We start from the raw sequence: 20105 nt of genomic DNA on the forward strand, positions 1-20105 counted from the left end.
ATGCAGCACGGACCGCCATGTGGCAGTGCGTCCGGCAGGGAGGGAGGGGGAGGGACTGGACGGGTGGAACATGCGGCGGATATCTCCCTGTGGCAGGTCATGCAGGCGCCTTCCGGCCATGGGACCGGGGTGGCCGTTTCATGATGCAATGAAGGAGACAGGATGAAAATGGTTGCACCCACCCATCCCCGGCCGGGGCTTTACCGGCATTACAAGGGCGGCCTTTACACCGTCATCTGCGTCGGCCGCCACAGCGAGACGGAAGAATGGCTCGTCACCTATCGCAGCGAGGCAAAGGGCGATTACTGGGTCCGCCCGCTGGAGATGTGGATGGAGCAGGTCGGTGATGTGCCGCGTTTCGCGCCCGTCACAGATGCGTAAGTCATAAAAGTTTTTGGGCGCCGCCTTTTTCCAAAAAGGCGGCGTTCTTCGAAGCTTTTTGAAAAAAGCTTCACCAAAAACTTTTATTCACATGAATTCAGTGGTGGGTGCGCGATGTATGCGTTGCTGTCACCTGCGGCCAGCTTGCCGCGATCTTGTCGCTTAGCTGGTCAAGCAGCGATTCCGTGATTTCGGCCACATGGTTGTTGGTGGCGGTCCCGCCCGCGACCTCGATATGGGTGCGGTTGCGTGCGATCGGCTGGCGCAGGTCCTGCGGGATGATGGCCCAGTCGGCATTCAGCGCCGCCGCCCCGTTGCGGCTGACGTCAAGGCGGCTGATATTGATCGCCAGACGCCACGAGGCCGGGATCGGCTGCGGCTGGTCGGTCACGAAGCGGTCGGGCCATTTCTGCGCCAGCCGTGCGGTGACAAGGTCCGTCGCCCCCACCGACAGGCGGCTGGCCCACCGGCCGAGCGAACTGCGCTCGATCTCGTGCCCGTCGCGCACCAGGATGTCCTGCCCGTCAAGGTAGTCGGGGATGCGCGCCTGTTCCACCTGGATGACCGGGGTGGTGTCGGTCACGGCGGAGACGCTGCCGCTGGGCGTGGTGGCCCCCGTGGCGATGGCCGACGCACCAAGCGTATAGAACTTCACCGGGGCGGAGGAACACGCCGCAAGCAGCGAGGCCGAGACGATCAGGCCCCCCATGGCGCGGCAGGTGGCCATGTGGCGGGAGAGGAAAACAGGCAGGCACGAGATCATTGGCTGCGTCCCATCAGCAGGAGTTGCGGGTTACTTTCAACTTCATTGGCGAACCCGCGCAACCCGTAGGCGGCGGCGGTCACGTCACGCGTCATTTCGGCAAGGTGGACCTGATCGGGTGACTGCGGCGATGTCAACTGCTGCACGCCCACCATGGTCTCGTGCGCCTGCGCCAGCGTCAGGCGCGCCTCGTCGATCAGGTGCCGCAGTTCCGCCCTGCGGGCGTCCATTTCCCGCCCGCCCGTCGCCAGCATCCGGTCCATGTCCGTCAGGGTGACGGCCGCGCGGGTTTTGGCGTCGGCCAGGGCCTCGCGGATGGTGACCACCGCGACATGGCTGCGCGCCGATGTCTGGCGGATGCTGGCCATCATCGGCGGCACGTCGCGGTGAAGGTCGGTCGCAAGCTGGCGGATGCTGGCCACGGCCGTGCGGATGTCATGCTTGAGCTTTTCCATCGTCGGTGCGCCAAGTTCCCCCTTCAATTGCTGCAGGGTGGTCTGGCCCACCGGGATTTCCGGCAGGGAGGACAGGCCCGGATGCATCCGCGCCGGCGTGTTGGGGGAGAAGTCGAGGTCGATTTCCGACTGCCCCGTCACGAAACTGTGCAGGACCATGTCCGCGCGCATGCCGTCGGCCACCAGCGTGGGGACATCGGGCAGGTCCGCGCCGCCGGGCACCTGCCGGGGGGAGAATTCGATCCTGACGGAGGTAAAGGTGCGGTTGACCGTCGGATCGACGGCAATGTCGATCCTTTCCACCGCGCCGACGGGAATGCCCCGGAAATTGACCGGGGAGCCGATATCCAGCCCCGCCGTCGAATCCTCGAACACCACGACCGCTTCGCGCACGGAATGCAGGAACGGGATCTCCCCGCGCATCAGCAGGATCGCCCCGCCCACGAAGGCCGCGCCAAGCACCAGTGCGCCAATGACTCTCTGTCTGGCGGGCATGGCCCCTATCTGTCCCCGTTGCTGGAGGAATCGGTGCGTTCGCGGTGCATGAAGGCGTGGACCATCGGGTTGTCGCAATGATCACGCATCCATGTGGGCGAGCCATGCGCGATCGCCGTCTTGGAATCGGGGTCGAGGAAGATGCCGTCATCCGCGATCGCGAACAGGCTGGAGAGTTCATGGCTGACCAGCACGATCGTCGCCCCCAGGCCGTCGCGCAGGTTGAGGATCAGTTCATCCAGCCGTGCGGAGGTGATCGGGTCCAGCCCGGCGGAAGGTTCGTCGAAGAACAGGATGTCCGGGTCCAGCGACATCGCGCGCGCAAGGCCCGCCCGCTTCTTCATCCCGCCGCTGAGTTCGGAGGGGTACTGGTCGATGGCGTGCAGCATCCCCACCAGCCCGAGCTTGAGTTCCACGAGCTGGCGGATCACATGTGGCTTCAGCTTGGTGAACATCTGCATCGGCAGGGCGACGTTTTCGCCCACCGTCATCGAACTCCACAGCGCGCCGCTCTGGAACAGGACGCCAAAGCGGCGGCCGATGCGCACCCGGTCCTCGTCCGTGCCGGCCCAGTAATTGTCCGTGCCGACAAGGTATTCGCCCTTTGCCGGGCGCAGTAGGCCGATCATGCTCTTGAGCAGGGTGCTCTTGCCGCAGCCAGAGCCGCCCATGACGGCGAAGATGCTGCCGCGTTTGACGTCAAAGGAGATGTCGTGCTGGATCACCTTCGGCCCGAACGCCAGCGTGACGCCACGCACCGACAGCATCGCCTGCGCGGTGTCCGCGTCGTGTGGGGCGGGGGTGGGGATGTCTGCGTTCATCGGATCAGATGTCCAGCACGTTGGCGATGACGGCGAATATGGCGTCGATGGCGATCACGCCCACGATGCCGACGACCACCGCGCGCGTTGCGGCGATGCCGACATCGGCGGCGGAGCGCCCGGCCTTCAGGCCGATGCGGCAGCTTGTCAGGCCGATGAACCCGCCGAACACGATGCTCTTGATGAAGCCGAAGATGAACTGCGACAGCGCGACGGCGTAAAGTGTCTCGTGGAAATAGCCCAGCGGCGTGACGTTGAGCATGATGTACGCCACGACGAACCCGCCGAACATGCCGATCAGGCAGCCATACAGGTAAAGCAGCGGCATCGTCAGCACGAGGGCCAGCACCGAAGGCAGGATGAGGTAGCTGGAAACCGGGATGCCGAACACCGTCAGGGCGTCGATTTCCTCGTTCCCCTGCATGGTGGAAATGCGCGCGGCATAGGCGCCGCCGGTGCGCCCGGCCATGATGATCGCGGTCATGACGGCGGACATTTCGCGCACCATCGCGATTCCCACCAGGCTTGCGACATAGATGTCGGCCGCGAACTTGTGCAACTGCACCGCACCGACAAAGGCAAGGATCGCGCCGACCAGGAAATTGACCACGCCCACGATCAGCAGCGCCGTCGGCCCCGCCGCGCGCACATCCGACAGCAGGTCGACGGTGCGCATCATCCCCTTGCCCAGCAGGGCGGCAAGGCCACCTTTCGCGGTGGCGACGCCCATCTCGCTCACGCAGCCGATTTCGTTGAGGGTATCGAGCGTGAACTCCCCCACCGCCGCGACCGGGGCGAAATGGCGTGGCGCGGGGGGATGCGCCTCTGGCGGGATTTCGGGCAGGAGGTCCAGCAGCTTGCGCGCCGAGGGCGGGAGCGTGTCGGTGCTGACCGTCACATCGGCAAGGCGCGCGTCGCGCTTGAGTTCCCACAGGAAGCTGATGAGGGAGGTATCCCACCGGCCCAGCCCGTCGGTGGAGAATTCAAGCGGCTTGCCCTTTGTCGCGGGGGCAAGGCCATTGTCGGGAAAGTCGGGGGTGGTGCCGGTCTGTGCGATCCATTCGCCGGACAATGTGATCAGGGTCCGGTTCGCCTCGGCCTGCAGATGCCATTGCGGCGCACCATTGACGGACGTGTTCACCAGCCTCTCCAACCTCAGGGCCGTGCCTGCCACGGCAGTGGGCAGGACACGCAGGGAACGCCGCGCGGACAGCGGACCGGCACGGTCATGCGCCGGATGCCGCCTCCCATGGCGGGGAGGGCCCGACGCACCGGGCGCGTGTTCGCGGGGGCGTTCCCTTCCCATACCAGATGACCCGGCATGCACAAGGCCTGCTGCCGCGACGGAATGGTGAGCACAGCGCATGGCTTGCGCGTCCGGGCCGTCACGACATCAGCGAGGGGACCACCCGTTGCGCACCAGCACATGCGCGTCCGTCCCGCCGTCCCCCCCATGCGCGATGCGCCCGAAATCGTCCATCACCCGCCGCGCCACCGACAGCCGGTAATGCAGCGGGTCCCAGAAACTGTCGCGGTCATCGACGATCGGGCCGGGAATGTCGAAATCCACCACCAGCGTGTCGGCCATGCCCGCCGCCATGGCGGTGACGGCCCGGCGGCAGGCCAGCGCGCGCATCCAGCTGCGGCTGCCCGCCGGCCCATGCAGGTAGGCGGAGGCCGGGGGAAACCACAAAAGCCGCCGCGTGCCCTCGGGCAGGTGCGACAGCATGGCGCGCAGCAGCCCCATGCTGTCGGGCACGGCGCGGTCCGCACCATCGGGGGCGGGCGTGGGATCGGGCGGGGTCCATCCGGCGAACGCCCGGTCCACGCGGGCACGGTCATAGCGGTCGTCGGGCGGGACGAAGCTGGTATAGCCATCGGAACCAAAGCGCTGCGCCTTCAGCCCCACCAGCCACAGGAACTGGTTGGCCGCCTCCTGCAGGGCATACAGGTTGGCCATGTGCAGGTACCCCGCCCAGGGCGGGCCGTCATACATCCATTCCGGCCAGGGGCGGTTGGGGCCCGTCAGGTTGCCCGGCCGGTTGCGGCACCATGCGGCGTCGATGTCGATCATGACCACGCGCGGGGCGGGATGGTGACGCAGGAACAGCGACAGCAGGCGCGCCTGTTCCCATGCGCTGGCGCTGTTCATGCCAAGCTGCAGGAAACGCGCGTCAAGGGCACGGTCCAGCACGGCGGGCTGCATCAGGCGGCTGGTGGAGGTGCCGAGCATGACGGAATCGAACGCCGCCCCGCGGGTCAGCGCGGGCATGCTGTAGCGGGTGTTGGTGCTGATGGGGATGCGCGGCAGGCGGGGCGAGAACGGCAGCACGTCCCACGGGTCCACCGTGACGATGAAGCCATAGAGCACGCCCCCCACCACGACCGCCGTGCCCAGCAGCACCCGTGCGAAACGCCGCCATGTCCCGGCCGCGTCCGCGCGGCGGGGCGGGGTCGTCATTGGTGGCGGAAGGTGACGACCAGTACGTCGCGATAGGCCGGGCGTGACGGGTCGATCGGGCGCACCGCCGTCACCCCGTGATAGACGCGGTTGTCATCGACGATCGCGGCGTCGAGCGGCCGGTCGAGCATGAACGTGCCCACCTGCCGGCGTTGCAGGTCATGGATGGTCGTCTCCCCCGACATGACGTTTTCCCGCCGCACCATCAGCACCAGCACCCAGTCCACACCATCGCGGTGCAGTCCTTCCGGCGTGGGGTGGCCGGGCTGTTCGGGCAGGGCCTCGATCCGGAACTGGTGGATTTCCGCATGCCAGCCCTCCGGGCGGCGTGCGGGCGGGGTCAGGTCGGTGACGATGCGATACATCAGGCGCAGGATCGCCTGCAGCGCCGGATGGGTGCCGATGTCAGGCTCCACCGCGCGGAACCAGCGTTCGATCCCGCCATTGAGTTCGTTGTAATCGCGGCTCTGGTAATGGGGCTGGTGCTTCTTGCGCCGCATGTCCTGTGACCCCACCGCAAAGGTGGCATGGCGACGGCGGCGGTACCGCCCGCCATCGGCCATGTAACGGTCCAGCCCCAGCCGGTTCCAGCTTGCGGCGAAGGACTCCCACTCCCGCAGGCCATAGCGCAGGAGTTCCTCATGCATCCGGTCCGCCCCGACAAAGGCGAACCCCTGCGCACGCAGGGGGACCTCCATGGCGGCCAGTGTCGGGTCCGGATCGGGGGTGGGTGTCATTCGTGGGCCTTTGGACTCGGGGTGGCGGCAGGGGCGTCACCCTTCGGGGTTGCGGGCGCATCATGCGCCACATCCGCCGCCGGTGTCACCTGCGGGGCCGCCTGCGGGGGCGTTGCCTGCGGAGCCTGCGCGGAGGGCGCATTGGGCGGGAACACCATGTGCATGCTGCCGCTGCCATTGACGTCCAGTGCCTCGGTGCCGGGCATGTTGCCCAGCATGTTGACGCTGGTCGGGATCGGGAACTTCACGCGTTCCTTGACCATGCGCGTCGTCAGGCGGCGGTAATATTCACGATACACCTTCCATTTCGAACCCGGCGTCGTGCGGACCGAACCCAGGAACTTCGCCCCGTTGCCATCCGCCTGTTCCACCCCGAGGAAGGAGAAGTCGGACTTGATGAGCGGCGCGAATTTCGGGTCCTTGCGCATCAGCGCCAGTTCGTCATGCAGGATTGCTGCGACGCGGGTGGGGTCCTCGCTCAGGTCGATCATGAAGTCCACCACGACAAGGTTGTAATCGCGCGAGGTGTTCGCGATCGACGTGACCGAGGAGAAGGGGATGATGTGCAGGTCGCCATTGATCGAGCGCAGTCGCAGCGTGCGGATCGACAGGTGCTCGACCGTGCCCGACACCGCGCCCGCAGTGACCCAGTCACCCACCTGCATCGCGTTTTCCACCAGCATGAAGAAGCCGGTGATGAAGTCCTTGACCAGGCTCTGCGCGCCAAAGGCCACGGCGGCGCCCATGATGCCCGCACCCGTCAGCAGGGGGGCGACGTTGATGCCGATCTGCGACAGGGTGGTGACCGTCACGATGACGATGATGAATGTCAGCAGCACCGTGCGGATGATCGGCAGGACCGTGCGCAGGCGACTGGCGCGTGACGCCTGCTCCGACGTCTCGAAGCGGTTGATCTGGTTCTGCAGCGCCGCGTTCGCCGCCTCCCACACCACGATGGCCACGGTATAGGCCACCATGACCGTCAGGATCGCGCCGATGATCTTCGTCCCCAGCGTGCCATGCAGGAAGAAGGCGAAGGCCGGCAGGCCCCACGACTGCAGCAGGCACACGATGGTCGCAAAGCTGAGCAGGAACAGAAGCGCGCGGCGGGCATAGGGATAGTAGTAATCCATGCGCGCCTGCAGGCCGGGATAGCGTTCCTCCGTCTGCGGCGAGATCTGGAACAGCTTGTTCTGCAGGCCGAAGGCGAGGATCGCGAACAGGCGGGCCAGCAGGATGACCACGATCGTCAGCGACAGCGTGCGCAGGATCCAGGCATAGCCGCCACGCACCTGCGTCGCCCAGACCAGCCACAGCGCGAAGTCGAAGAACATCGCCAGCAGCCACCAGAAATGGACCATCCGGCCGACAAAGACCCAGAACGGCTTGTCCTTGAACCGTGCGGGGGGTTGCAGGGCTTCGGCCACATGCTTGCGGATGCGCCAGATGAAGATCGCGACAAGGATATGTTCGATCAGCACGACGGCGCGGATGATCGCCTCCGTCCCGCGCGCGGGCATGTCGAACACCCCGCCCAGCGTGGACAGGCAGATCACCAGCGAGGGGGCGGCAACGAGGAAGTTCCACCACCGCGTGACCATGCGTGCGGTGCCGTCACTGGCGGTACACAGGCGGATGGTGGGCGAACGCGGCACGAACACCATTTCCAGCAGGAGGTACAGCGCACGCGCGATGACATAGGCGTTCGTCAGCGTCAGCGTCACCATTTCCGCCTGGTGGGTGGAGGTCAGCAGCGCCGAACCGCCATAGGCAAGGCCAAGGAACAGCGCCACCGGCAGAAGCTTGATCAGCAGGTGCAGGAGCGAGAACGGGATGCGCGTGATGATGCGCAGGGTTTCATGCTGCTGCTTGTCATCCTGCTGGCGGGCCTGTTCGGTTGCGCGTTCGTCCGCAGTTTCCTTTGCCCCGTCGGCCGACAGGGTGGCGCTGGCCGTCACGTCCTGCTTTGCGTCCTCCGCCCGGACACGCTGGTTCAGGCGGGCCTCCGTCGCGACCGCGCGCGCGGTGACCGCCGCAAGCGGCTTGCGCAGCAGCAGGGAGAAACCATGTTCCGCCAGCATCGCGCACAGCACGATCAGCGTGGCGCGACCCGTCGCATCCAGCAGGATCTGGCGGGAATCCGCGTTGCTCAGCGTTGAATGGACCCAGTGGCCGACGAACGCCAGATCCTTGAACAGCGCCATGAAATTCTGCGCCTGACGCAGGGCCACGTCGCGGACATGGGACAGTTCATCAAGGAATTCGCTGCTGATGCTGTCGGGTTCGACCGACACGTCCGACGCTGCGGCGGCCTTGGCCGGGGCGGGATGCGCCGGTGCGGCCGCCGGCGCGGGCAGTCCCTTGGAAATGGCCTCCAGCGTCTTGGTGAATTCGGCCCGTTTCTGCGGGTCGTTCATGACCGACAGCACCTGCTGCGCCTGGGCGGAGGTCATCTGCCCCTGTGGGGCGGTGTCCTGGGCGCAGGCGGGCGCGACCCGCAGGAAGGAAAACAGTGTCAGGAAGGAAAATAACAGCGCGAGGCATGCCCCCGCCCTTGTACGGTGCGGGGATCGGGAAACGGTCATGGAAACGGCGGGCATGCCTATGGTCACCTCCTGTATCGCGCCGTCCGCGTGTTCGTCACGGGGGGCGGGGACGGTCTGGGGATAATGGCCCATGCGAAGCCGGGCCAAAAAATCTCGGGATTTCAAAATATAAAGGACTATAACGTAAACAAGGTAGAACAGTTGCCGCCCGTTGCGCCGTTTTCATGATTTGTCACTGTCGCGTATGCATGTGGCAATAATGACGTGCAGCGGACGTGCCGTTCATGGTCATGCGGCCTTTGCCGGGATGGATGAAGCACAATATCCGCATGGCCGACCTGTTATGACATCGGCCGATCCTTACATCGGCGGGAAAGGCGGGGTCTCGGCCTCAAGTTCGCGGCGGATGACGTAGGTCCCGGCCAGGATGTCGTGCAGCCCCTGCTTGCGCCGGGTCCACGCCACCATCAGGAAACCGATGCCCAGGATCATGAACGACAGGTATTTCCCCAGATACCGGCCGGTCGCGCGTGCGAAATCGATCCGGTTGCCATTCAGGTCCGTCACCCGCATGCGGCACACAAGCTTGCCCGGTGTCGCCTGCAGGCGGGAACTTTCAAACAGGATGTAATACAGCGCCGGCAGCACCAGCCACGCCATCTCCAGCAGGCCATAGCCATGCCAGTGCACATGCGGCGTGTTCGACAGGATCATGTAATCGGCGGGCTGGATGTAGGACACGCTGTAATCCCCGCCGCCGCCATGGGGCTGCGGGTCAAAGATGGTGATCGACACGCTGGGCGAAATCACCGCGCCGAGCAGCATGAGCCCGACCCAGACGACAAGCGAATCCACCAGATGCGCCACGACCCGTATCCAGAAACCGGCATAGGTCCAGACTTCCTGCAACGGGCGCGGGGGGGCGGGCTGGAAAAACTGATCGGACATCGGCTGCTCGTTCCTGCTCATTGGACCGGTGTGTGCCCGTGATAAGGCGGTTGTAACAGCAATGCCACCGGAAGGGACGGAACGGAAACGGAAAAAAGCGGGCGGCCGGACGCGGCGGTGACGCCACCATCATCCCTTTCCCCTGCCGGCAGGCACGGGCGGGACAGGCCGCCCGTACCCGCGCGCCCGGTTGGGGGCGCCCTAGCTGCGGTAGGAGCCGTTGATGTCGATGTAGCCGTGCGTCAGGTCGCACGTCCATGCCTGCCCGATGCCGTTGGCCAGGCCAAGGTCCACGTCGATCTCGATCTCCTGCCCCTTCATGTGGGCGACGACCGGGGTTTCGTCATATCCGGCGATGACGGTGCCGTTGTTCGCGATCCACGTGCCGCCGATCCCGACCGACAGCGTATCGCGGTTGGCGGGTTCACCGCTCTTGCCCACGGCCATGACGACACGGCCCCAGTTCGCGTCCTCGCCCGCGATCGCGGTTTTCACCAGCGGGGAATTGGCGATGGCCATCGCCACGCGCTTGGCCGATTCGTCGGATGTGGCGCCGGTGACGCGGATATGCATCATCTTGGTCGCCCCCTCCCCGTCGCGCACCACCAGCAGCGCGAGTTCGAGCAGCAGGGAGTCGAGCGCCTTCGCAAACTCCGCAAGGGCGGGGTCGTTCGCATCCGCAACCGCCGGATTGCCCGCCCTGGCGGTTGCGAACAGCAGCACCATGTCCGAGGTCGAGGTATCGGAATCGACCGTGGTGCAGTTGAAGCTCTTTTCCGTCCCGCGCGACAGCAGCGCCTGCAGCACCGGGGCGGGCAGGGCGGCGTCGGTAACGACAAAGGCCAGCATCGTCGCCATGTCGGGGGCGATCATGCCGCTGCCCTTGGCGATGCCCTGGATGCGCACCTTCGTCCCGCCGATCGTGGTTTCACGCACCGCGCCCTTGGGGAAGGTGTCGGTGGTCATGATCCCGCGCGCGGCGGCTTCCCACCCGTCATCCGACAGCGTGGCATACAGCCCCGGCAGCGCGTCGCTGATCCTGCGATAGGGCAGGACCTCGCCAATCACGCCGGTGGAGGCGAGGAAGACCTCGCTTGCCGCGCACTGCGCAAGGCGGGCGGCATCGGCGGCGTTGGCCTGCGTCGCCTCGTACCCCGCGCGCCCGGTAAAGACATTCGCATTGCCCGCATTCACCACCAGCGCGCGCGCGACCCCACCGGCCAGTGCGGCACGGCACCAGTCCACCGGCGCGCCGGGGCACTTGCTGCGCGTGAAGACACCCGCGACCGTCGTGCCGGGGGCGAATTCCGCCATCACGAGGTCCGTACGCCCCGCATAGCGGATGCCCGCCGCCGTGGCGCCAAATCGGACGCCCGCCATCGGCTTCAGTTCGGGGAACGGCCGTGCAAGCGGGGAGGTGGGAAGAGCGTCAGCCATGACACGTCTGGTCCTTGGTGTGATGTGGGTGTGATGCCACGCGAAAGGGATGCGCGATCCGTGACGGGGCAGGCTCCGGCCGCGGTGGAAAGCCGGCCGGGCATCAGGCCGCCCCTGTCCGCGGCCGTCCCGCGGGCCGGACATGGGCTGGCGGGGATGTCCCGCGCCGCCATGTCCCGCACCGCGGGATGCGCCGTGCGATCAGTGCGCGGCGGCGGGCGCCGTGTTGGGCGCGTTGTCGGGCAGCGGCTTGCCATCAGGCCCGTAACGCACGATCTTGACCTGCGCCACGGCGTTGCTGACGGCCTTCTGCACGCCTTCCTGGATCAGCTTCTGGCGGATCTGGTCGCGCATGGAGTCCAGCGTCGGCGTCGGCGCCGTACGCTTGCCAAGCACCTGGATCACATGCCAGCCGTACTGGGTATGCACCGGGGTCTGGCTGAAGCTGTTGGGCTGCAGGGTCGATGCCGCGTCCCAGAAGGCCGGGATCATGTCGCCCTTCTTGAACCAGCCGAGGTCGCCGCCATTCTGCTTGGCCGAGCCGGGATCCTTCGACAGCTTGGTCGCAAGGTCGGCGAAGTTCGCGCCACCCTTGAGCTGCTTGATGATGTCGTTGGCCTGCTCCTCGGTCGGGACGAGGATGTGGCGGGCGTGGATTTCCTCCGCCCCCGGCTTGTTGGCGTAGTTCTTGTCGTAATACGCCTTGACCGCGTCATCGGTCAGGCCGGGCATGACCTGCGCCGACAGGTAGGCGTTCTGCAACGCGTTCTGTGCCGCGACCTCCATCTGGTGCTGCACGTCGGGCTGCTTGGACAGGCCGGTCTTCTCCGCGACGATCTGGATGGCCTTCTGGTCAACCAGCTGGTTCAGCAGAATCGGGATGATGACGTTTTCCGGCAGCTTGCGCAGCTGGTCGGGCATGGTCGCGATGGCCTGGCGGATGTCATTGAGACGGATGTCCTGGCCATTGACCGACGCCAGGCGCGGGTTCGCGTCGGCCGGCGCGGCAGCGGCAGGGTGGCTGGCGGCGGGCGCAGGCCCCGCAGCCAGGGCTGGAGGGACGATGATGGTGGAAGCAAGCAGGGCCATCGTGGCGATGGCCTTTGCCGGACCGAAAGTCCGCATGTGCGAAAAACCCTAATTATGGACGCGTTGGGCGGGCATCATGGCGAAGGCCGTCCTCTCCCGCAAGGGGCGGCGGCCGCGGGGATCATTTCGCCATGCGGTTGGGCGGCATCTGTTGACCCATGGCGACGTGGGTCCTATCTGATGGTTCCGCGCAAGAATGTTATCCGCATGCATGCCCCACCCGCGTCCTTCGCCCCAATGACGCGGGAATCGCCATCTCGGGAAGGTCCATATGTTCGCCAGTATTGCCCGTGCCCTGTTCGGAACCGCCAATGACCGGGCGTTGAAAGCGTATCAGCGGCGCGTCCCCGCCATCAATGCGCTCGAACCCCAGATGCAGGCGCTCGACGACCAGGCGCTGGCGGCCAAGACGCAGGAATTCCGTGAACGCATCGCAAAGGGGGAGACCCTCGACGCGCTGCTGCCCGAAGCGTTCGCCGTCTGCCGCGAGGCCTCGCGCCGCGTGCTGGGGATGCGCCATTTCGACGTGCAGCTGATCGGTGGCATGGTGCTGCAGGACGGCAAGATCGCGGAAATGCGCACCGGCGAGGGCAAGACCCTTGTCGCCACACTCGCCGTCTATCTCAGCGCGCTGTCGGGCAAGGGCGTGCATGTCGTCACCGTCAACGACTACCTCGCCAGCCGCGACGCGGAGGAGATGGGCCAGCTTTACGCCTTCCTCGGCCTGACGACGGGCGTGGTCGTGCCCAACATCCCCGAACATGAACGCCGCGCCGCCTATGCCGCCGACATCACGTACGGCACGAACAACGAATTCGGCTTCGACTACCTGCGCGACAACATGAAATACCGCGCCGAGGACATGGTCCAGCGCCCCTTCCACCATGCCATCGTCGATGAGGTCGATTCGATCCTGATCGACGAGGCGCGCACCCCGCTCATCATCTCCGGCCCGGCCGATGACAGTTCGGACCTCTACCGCTCCGTTGACGAAGTGATCGCGGTGCTGGTGAAGGATCCCGAAGCCTATGAAAAGGATGAGAAATACCGCTCCGTCATCCTGACGGACAAGGGGGCGGAGGAAGTCGAGCAGATGCTGCGTGACGCGCAGGTCCTGCGCGAGGGCGGGCTTTACGACATCCAGAACGTCGCCGTCATCCACCATGTGCAGCAGTCGCTGCGCGCGCATACGCTGTTCACCCGCGATGTCGATTACATCGTGCGCGGTGGCAAGGTCATCATCATCGACGAATTCACCGGCCGCATGATGGACGGCCGCCGGTATTCCGACGGCCTGCACCAGGCGCTCGAGGCGAAGGAGCATGTGGAGATCCAGCAGGAAAACCAGACGCTGGCCTCCATCACGTTCCAGAACTATTTCCGCCTCTATCCGCGCCTGTCGGGCATGACCGGCACCGCCATGACCGAGGCCGATGAATTCGCCGACATCTACAAGCTTGAGGTCATCGAGATCCCGACCAACCGCCCCGTCGCGCGCAAGGACGACGATGACGAGGTGTACCTGACGGCGCGGGAGAAATACGAGGCCGTCAGCCGGCTGGTGGAGGAAGTGTCCAAGACCGGGCAGCCCGTCCTTGTCGGCACCACCTCCATCGAGAAGAGCGAACTGCTTTCCGCCCTGCTGCACAAGCGCGGGGTGCGCCACAACGTGCTCAACGCCCGCTTCCACGAGATGGAGGCGACGATCGTCGCACAGGCCGGCGCGCCGGGGGCGATCACGATCGCCACCAACATGGCCGGGCGCGGCACGGACATCAAGCTGGGCGGCAACGTGGAAATGCGCATCGCGCAGGAGCTTGGCGGGATCACGGACCCCGGGGAACGCGCCCGCAGGGAGGCCGAACTGCGCCAGCAGGTGGCCGAATACCACGATATCGTGCAGAAGGCGGGCGGCCTGTACGTCATCGGCACCGAACGCCACGAAAGCCGCCGCATCGACAACCAGTTGCGCGGCCGTGCGGGACGCCAGGGTGACCCGGGCAATTCGCGCTTCTTCATCTCGCTCGAGGATGACCTGATGCGCATCTTCGGGACCGAGCGCATGGGCGGGATGCTGCAGAAGCTTGGCCTGAAGGAAGGCGAGGCGATCGTCCACCCGTGGATCAACAAGGCGCTGGAGCGTGCGCAGAAGAAGGTCGAGGCCCGCAACTTCGACATGCGCAAGAACACGCTGAAATATGATGACGTCATGAATGACCAGCGCAAGGAGGTCTATGCCCAGCGCCGCGAATACATGGCGATGGAGGATGTCTCCCCCATCATCGCGGACATGCGCGCCGACGTGATCCACGACATGGTCGAACGCTACATCCCCGAACGTTCCTTTGCGGAACAGTGGGACAAGGAAGGCCTGTCCGCCGCCGTCACCAGTGAACTGGGCCTGACGCTGCCCATCGACGAATGGGCAGCCGAAGACGGGATGGACGGCACGGCCGTGGCGGAACGGATCGAGCAGGCCGCCACCCAGGCGCAGGCGTCCAAGGCCGCGAATTTCGGCCCGGCGATCATGCGCTATGTCGAAAAGCAGGTGCTGCTGACCACGTTCGACGCGGTGTGGAAGGAGCATCTCCTTGCGCTGGACCAGTTGCGCCAGGGCATCGGCCTGCGTGCCTATGGCCAGAAGGACCCGCTTAACGAATTCAAGCACGAGGCGTTCGAACTGTTCAACGCGATGCTCGACCATCTGCGCCTGCGCGTGACATCGACCATGGCGCGGGTCGAGGTCGCGCCGCCCGTGATGGACAATCCCTTTGCCGGTGTCGCGGCGGAGGTCCATTCCGACCCGCGCGTGCCGGGGCTGGAAAATGAGCCGGGGCTGGGCCTGCTGCCCGATGCGGACGGGAAGGTTCCCGACCTTGCGATGGCGGAACCGATCGGGGCGGCCGCGGTCATGCCCGATGACCCGTCAAGCTGGGGCGAGGTGCCGCGCAACGCACCGTGCCCGTGCGGGTCGGGCAAGAAATACAAGCACTGCCACGGGCGGCTGGCCTGAGGGCTGGCCCCACCGGGTGCGGGTGCCGTGACCCATTGACAATAAACAAGACTTAACAGGATCAGGGACGAACGATGGCGGGTCATTCCCAATTCAAGAACATCATGCACCGCAAGGGCGCGCAGGACGCCAAGCGTGCCAAGCAGTTTGCCAAGGTCATCCGCGAAATCACCGTCGCCGCGCGTGAGGGCATGCCCGACCCGGCGATGAACCCGCGCCTGCGTGCCGCCGTTCTTGCCGCGCGTGAGGTGAACATGCCCAAGGACACTGTCGAACGCGCGATCAAGAAGGCGTCCGGCGCGGGCGGTGGCGAGGATTACGTGGAGGTCCGGTACGAGGGCTATGGCCCCGCCGGCGTCGCGGTGATTGTCGAGGGCCTGACCGACAACCGCAACCGCACGGCGTCCGATGTCCGTGCGGCATTTTCCAAGCATGGCGGATCGCTGGGGGAGACGAACTCCGTCTCCTTCATGTTCCAGCGCCTTGGCGTCGTGACCTATCCGCTCGACGTCGCGACCGAGGACGAGATGCTCGAGGCCGGGATCGAGGCCGGGGCCGACAATGTGGAGACCACCGCCGAAGGGCACGAGATCACCTGCCCGGTGGAATCCTTCTTTGCCGTGCGCGACGCGCTGGAAACCCGCTTTGGCGAACCGGCATCGGCCAAGCTCGACTGGCGTCCCGAAACGGTCGTGACCCTGGACGAGGACAAGGCGCGCAGCGTGCTCAAGCTGATTGACGTGCTGGAGGAAAATGACGACGTGCAGGCGGTCTATGCCAATTTCGACCTGCCCGACGACGTCGCCGAAGCGCTGTCGGCCTGATCGCGCCAGAGGAGTGGTCCAGACGGTGGTCCGGATACTGGGGATCGATCCCGGCCTGCGCTTTACCGGCTGGGGCGTGATCGAGGCGCGGGACAACCGGCTGTCGCATGTGGCCGATGGCGTGATCGCGACCGATGCGGCGATGTCGGTTCCGCTGCGCCTGCGCCACCTGCATGACGCGCTGCTTGACCTTGGTCGCGGTTTCGCCCCGGACGAGGCCGCGATCGAGGAAACCTATGTCAACCGCAACGGGGCGGCGACGCTGAAGCTGGGCTATGCCCGTGGGGTGGGCCTGCTGGTGCCGGTGCTGCTGGATATCCCGGTGGCCGAATATGGCGCCAAGGCGGTCAAGCGATCGGTCGTCGGCACCGGGGCCGCGACCAAGGAACAGGTGGAAATGATGGTCCGACGCCTGCTGCCCAGTGCGATTGCCAAGCGCTCCGACGCGGCGGACGCGCTGGCGGTGGCGATCTGCCATGCCCACCATCGCGCCAGCGCCGCACACATCGCCCGCGCGACGAGGATGGCATGATCGCGCAACTGACCGGGCTGGTGGGACAGGTGGAGGCCGATCGCTGCGTCATTGACGTCGGTGGTGTCGGCTACCTCGTCCAGGCCTCGACCCGCACGCTGTCGGCCCTGCCGCAGGCGCCCGAGGTCGCGCGCGTGCTGGTGGAGACCGTGGTGCGGGAGGACGCGATCCTGCTCTACGGTTTCATCGACGCGGCCGAACGGTCATGGTTCCGCCTGCTGACGACGGTGCAGGGGGTGGGGGCGAAGGTCGCGCTGGCGATCCTGTCCACGCTTTCGGCCTCCGAACTGATCGCGGCGATCGGCACGGGGGACAAGTCCGGGCTGACGCGCGCGGCAGGCGTTGGCGCGCGCCTGGCGCAGCGGATCGTCACCGAACTGCGCGACAAGTGCGAGGGCATGCCCGGTGGCGGCGCGCCCGGCGCGGTCATGGCCGGTGTCACGGTCACGGGCAATGGCGGCGTGATGTCCGACGCGCTGCTGGCGCTGTCGGGCCTCGGGTTCCGCCGGGCGGAGGCGCAGCCTGTCGTCGTGCGCGTCATGGAACGGCTCGACGGTGGGGGCGACCTTGACGTCATCATCCGCGAAAGCCTGAAGGAACTGGCCCGATGAGCGAACATCCCGAACGCGAGGTCGATGCCACCCGGGGCGAGGATGATGTGGCCGAGGCCACCCTGCGGCCACAGACGCTTGACGATTTCACCGGCCAGAAGGCCAGCCGCGAGAACCTTGCCATCTTCATCGCCGCCGCACGCCAGCGCGGGGAGGCGATGGACCATGTCCTGCTGCACGGGCCGCCGGGACTGGGCAAGACGACGCTGGCGCAGATCGTGGCGCGTGAACTGGGCGTCGGCTTTCGCGCGACGTCCGGGCCGGTCATCCAGCGCGCGGGCGACCTTGCCGCGATCCTGACCAACCTGCAGCCGCGCGACGTGCTGTTCATTGACGAGATCCACCGCCTCCAGCCCTCCATCGAGGAAGTGCTGTACCCGGCGATGGAGGATTTCCAGCTTGACCTGATCATCGGCGAAGGTCCCGCCGCGCGCTCGGTGCGCATCGACCTTGCGCCCTTTACGCTGGTGGCGGCGACGACGCGCGCGGGGCTGCTGGCGACGCCGTTGCGGGACCGTTTCGGCATCCCGCTGCGTCTGGTGTTCTACACGCCGGAGGAGTTGCGCCAGATCGTCTCACGCGGGGCGCAGAAGCTCAATTTCGAACTGACCCATGACGGGGCGGAGGAGATCGCGCGCCGTTCACGCGGCACGCCACGTATCGCGGGACGCCTGCTGCGCCGGGTGCGCGATTTCGCCGCCGTCGCGCGATCGGGCCAGGGGCCGGTGGACCGGGCGCTGGCCGATGCCGCGCTGGCACGGCTGGAGGTGGATTCGATGGGGCTGGACAGCATGGACCGCCGCTACCTGCGCCGCATCGCGGAATACCACCATGGCGGTCCCGTGGGCGTGGAGACGCTGGCCGCCGCCCTTGCGGAGGCGCGCGACACGATTGAGGACGTGATCGAACCCTACCTGATACAGGAGGGACTGGTCCTGCGTACCACCCGTGGCCGTATGCTGGGCGAACGTGGCTGGCGGCATCTGGGACTGGTGCCGCCTGCGCGCACGCCGGGGCAGGGTGACCTGCTGGGCGATCTTGGGGATGGGACATAGGCAGTACGGCATGGCGCAGCACGACATCGACTTTCGCATCTATTACGAGGACACGGACGCCGGCGGCGTGGTCTATCACGCGCGCTACCTCGCCTTTGCGGAGCGCGCCCGCACGGAGGCCATCCGCGCGCAGGGCAGCGCGGTGTCGGGGCTTCTGTCGGAATACGGGCTGGTTTTCGTGGTGCGGACGGCGGCCCTGGATTACCGCCGCCCGTTCCGGCTTGACGACATCATGCGCATCACGACTCGGCTGACGGAACTCGGCCCGGCAAGCTGCCGGCTGATCCAGTCCTTCGCCCTTGTGGAGGAGGCGACGGGAAACGCTGCCGCCGATGTCGCGTATGCCACGCTGGATGTGCGTCTGGCATGCATTCGCGTGGAGGATGGACGCCCCGCCCGATTTCCGCCGCGATGGCGTGATCTATTGACCTCATTGCTGCCCTGAGGGGGCTTTGCCGCGCGTGTTTCCCGCCCTGGGGCGCGTGCTGGTGGCATCCTTTTGGCATCGGGGGTTGCAGGTAGTGCATTGCTGCGGCGAAAGCGGCTTGGCGCTGGCTTGCCAAACAGGCAATGTTCGTGTTTGAGCGGACGCTCGAAGGTGTGCAGGAGGCGTTTTTGGACCAAGCGGTTAACGCGGCGAATCTGGGCGCGGCTGCGGCTGGCGGATTGTCGTTGTGGAGTCTGTTTCTTCAGGCGGCGATTGTCGTCAAGCTGGTGATGGTGGGGCTGGTTGTCAGCAGCGTCATCGTATGGGCGATCATTTTCGACAAGATCGTGACCATCCGCCGGGTCAACCGGCAGGCATCCGATTTCGAGGAAAGGTTCTGGGCAGGCGGCAGCCTGGAGGACCTGTATGAATCCGACGGGGCGAAGCCGATCCACCCGATGGCCGCCGTGTTCGGCGCGGCCATGGGCGAATGGCGCCGGTCGTCACGGATCGCGGGCATCGACCTGGTGCATGGGGGCGTGCAGGACCGCGTCAACCGCGCCATGTCCATCACCATCACGCGGGAAATGGACCGCCTGAACCGGTGGCTGATCTTTGTCGCGACCATCGGGCCGGTGGCGCCGTTCATCGGCCTGTTCGGCACGGTGTGGGGCATCATGCATGCGTTCGGGTCGATCGCGGCGATGCACAACACCAACCTCAGCGTCGTGGCCCCCGGCATTTCCGAAGCCCTGTTCGCGACGGCCATCGGCCTTGTCACCGCGATTCCCGCCGTGATCGCCTATAACGTCATCGGCAACAGCCTTGGCGTGTTCGAGGACAGGCTGGATGCGTTCGGGACCGAATTCGCGGCCATCCTGTCGCGCCAGTCCGAAGAAAGGGGCTGATCATGGCCGGTGGCCTGCGTGACCTGCGCCGGCGTCGTCGCCGTCGCCCGATGTCGGATATCAACGTCACACCGCTGGTAGACGTCATGCTGGTGCTGCTGATCATCTTCATGGTCACGGCGCCGATGATGACCAGTGGCGTCAATGTGGACCTGCCGAAAACCGACGCGGCCCCCGTCAATACGGATACGAAACCCATCACGGTGTCCATCCGTTCCGATGGTTCCCTCTATCTGGGGGATAATCCCGTCTCGCCCGACGCGCTGGTGGACCAGTTGCGCGCCGCCGCGCAGAATGACCGTGAACACCGGATTTTCGTGCGCGGTGATTCGCATATTGATTATGGCCGCGTCATGCAGGTGATGGGGCAGATCACGGCTGGCGGGTTCACGCATGTCGCCCTGCTGGCGCAGCAACCGCCCGGTGGCGGGCACTGATACGGGCTTGGGCAATATACTGGACAATGTCGGGAGTCCCCTGATCGTGCCGCGTCCGCGTCGTTCCGAACGTGTCCTGCTGCGCCGTTCGATTCTCATATCGGGCGGCCTGCATGTCGCGCTGCTGCTTGCGGTGGTGCTGCGCCTGCCGGTGCCCGTCCCGCC

Annotated in this window: 19 protein-coding genes; 9 read left to right on the forward strand and 10 right to left on the reverse strand. The window is 66.1% G+C overall.

From position 1 onward, the window contains the following. Window positions 1-162: 162 nt before the first annotated feature. The gene (locus HNH97_RS15325; protein WP_171791464.1) at window positions 163-381 is read left to right on the forward strand and encodes a DUF1653 domain-containing protein; all 219 of its coding nucleotides are present in this window, start codon (window positions 163-165) and stop codon (window positions 379-381) included. Between the two features lie 97 nt (window positions 382-478). Here the strand turns inward: HNH97_RS15325 and HNH97_RS15330 are convergent, their stop codons facing one another. The 10 genes from HNH97_RS15330 to HNH97_RS15375 all read right to left on the reverse strand — a co-directional run bounded on the left by HNH97_RS15330 (window position 479) and on the right by HNH97_RS15375 (window position 12169). Then, entirely contained in the window at window positions 479-1144 is a 666-nt protein-coding gene (locus HNH97_RS15330; protein WP_171791465.1) for a PqiC family protein, read from the reverse strand. Continuing rightward, complete coding sequence (locus tag HNH97_RS15335) at window positions 1141-2094, reverse strand: MlaD family protein (protein ID WP_110913890.1); 954 nt, start codon at window positions 2092-2094, stop codon at window positions 1141-1143. Before HNH97_RS15335 ends, HNH97_RS15330 begins: the two co-directional genes overlap by 4 nt. A 5-nt stretch (window positions 2095-2099) precedes the next feature. Further along, window positions 2100-2915, reverse strand: coding sequence for an ABC transporter ATP-binding protein (locus HNH97_RS15340; protein ID WP_227744288.1), 816 nt, complete (start codon window positions 2913-2915; stop codon window positions 2100-2102). A 4-nt stretch (window positions 2916-2919) separates the two neighbouring features. Further along, window positions 2920-4056, reverse strand: a complete 1137-nt coding sequence (locus HNH97_RS15345) for an MlaE family ABC transporter permease (protein WP_171791473.1) — start codon at window positions 4054-4056, stop codon at window positions 2920-2922. A 252-nt stretch (window positions 4057-4308) separates the two neighbouring features. Further along, window positions 4309-5376 carry a hypothetical protein gene (locus HNH97_RS15350; protein ID WP_171791466.1) on the reverse strand — a complete coding sequence of 356 codons (1068 nt, stop codon included), beginning with the start codon at window positions 5374-5376 and terminating at the stop codon, window positions 4309-4311. Then, a complete protein-coding gene (locus HNH97_RS15355; RefSeq protein WP_171791467.1) occupies window positions 5373-6113 on the reverse strand; it encodes a 2OG-Fe dioxygenase family protein in 741 nt (246 codons plus the stop codon). The genes HNH97_RS15350 and HNH97_RS15355 overlap by 4 nt, the downstream gene beginning before the upstream one ends. Beyond that, window positions 6110-8698, reverse strand: coding sequence for a mechanosensitive ion channel family protein (locus HNH97_RS15360; protein WP_407716816.1), 2589 nt, complete (start codon window positions 8696-8698; stop codon window positions 6110-6112). Before HNH97_RS15360 ends, HNH97_RS15355 begins: the two co-directional genes overlap by 4 nt. Window positions 8699-9019: 321 nt before the next feature. Further along, window positions 9020-9607 carry an RDD family protein gene (locus HNH97_RS15365; protein WP_110913893.1) on the reverse strand — a complete coding sequence of 196 codons (588 nt, stop codon included), beginning with the start codon at window positions 9605-9607 and terminating at the stop codon, window positions 9020-9022. Window positions 9608-9808: 201 nt separating this feature from the next. After that, window positions 9809-11044 (reverse strand): bifunctional glutamate N-acetyltransferase/amino-acid acetyltransferase ArgJ, encoded by a 1236-nt coding sequence (argJ, locus tag HNH97_RS15370; RefSeq protein ID WP_110913916.1) that lies wholly within the window; start codon window positions 11042-11044, stop codon window positions 9809-9811. A gap of 201 nt (window positions 11045-11245) precedes the next feature. Then, window positions 11246-12169 carry a peptidylprolyl isomerase gene (locus tag HNH97_RS15375; RefSeq protein ID WP_390669728.1) on the reverse strand — a complete coding sequence of 308 codons (924 nt, stop codon included), beginning with the start codon at window positions 12167-12169 and terminating at the stop codon, window positions 11246-11248. 235 nt (window positions 12170-12404) lie between these two features. On the opposite strand from HNH97_RS15375, the gene secA reads away from it, so the two are divergent. From secA to tolR, 8 genes are all read left to right on the forward strand, one after another. Then, window positions 12405-15146, forward strand: coding sequence for a preprotein translocase subunit SecA (secA, locus tag HNH97_RS15380; RefSeq protein ID WP_171791468.1), 2742 nt, complete (start codon window positions 12405-12407; stop codon window positions 15144-15146). A gap of 74 nt (window positions 15147-15220) precedes the next feature. Continuing rightward, window positions 15221-15970, forward strand: coding sequence for a YebC/PmpR family DNA-binding transcriptional regulator (locus HNH97_RS15385; protein ID WP_110913895.1), 750 nt, complete (start codon window positions 15221-15223; stop codon window positions 15968-15970). A gap of 25 nt (window positions 15971-15995) precedes the next feature. Then, complete coding sequence (gene ruvC, locus HNH97_RS15390; protein WP_110913918.1) at window positions 15996-16502, forward strand: crossover junction endodeoxyribonuclease RuvC; 507 nt, start codon at window positions 15996-15998, stop codon at window positions 16500-16502. Next, a complete protein-coding gene (gene ruvA / locus HNH97_RS15395; RefSeq protein WP_110096141.1) occupies window positions 16499-17113 on the forward strand; it encodes a Holliday junction branch migration protein RuvA in 615 nt (204 codons plus the stop codon). The genes ruvC and ruvA overlap by 4 nt, the downstream gene beginning before the upstream one ends. Beyond that, complete coding sequence (ruvB, locus tag HNH97_RS15400; RefSeq protein WP_171791469.1) at window positions 17110-18168, forward strand: Holliday junction branch migration DNA helicase RuvB; 1059 nt, start codon at window positions 17110-17112, stop codon at window positions 18166-18168. The genes ruvA and ruvB overlap by 4 nt, the downstream gene beginning before the upstream one ends. A 10-nt stretch (window positions 18169-18178) precedes the next feature. Beyond that, complete coding sequence (locus tag HNH97_RS15405) at window positions 18179-18613, forward strand: YbgC/FadM family acyl-CoA thioesterase (RefSeq protein WP_171791470.1); 435 nt, start codon at window positions 18179-18181, stop codon at window positions 18611-18613. A 125-nt stretch (window positions 18614-18738) separates the two neighbouring features. Further along, a complete protein-coding gene (gene tolQ / locus HNH97_RS15410) occupies window positions 18739-19503 on the forward strand; it encodes a protein TolQ (protein ID WP_227744290.1) in 765 nt (254 codons plus the stop codon). A gap of 2 nt (window positions 19504-19505) precedes the next feature. Beyond that, complete coding sequence (gene tolR, locus HNH97_RS15415) at window positions 19506-19940, forward strand: protein TolR (RefSeq protein ID WP_171791471.1); 435 nt, start codon at window positions 19506-19508, stop codon at window positions 19938-19940. The last annotated feature ends 165 nt before the right edge of the window (window positions 19941-20105 follow it).

Source organism: Gluconacetobacter entanii (assembly GCF_013155425.1).
GTDB lineage: Bacteria > Pseudomonadota > Alphaproteobacteria > Acetobacterales > Acetobacteraceae > Novacetimonas > Novacetimonas entanii.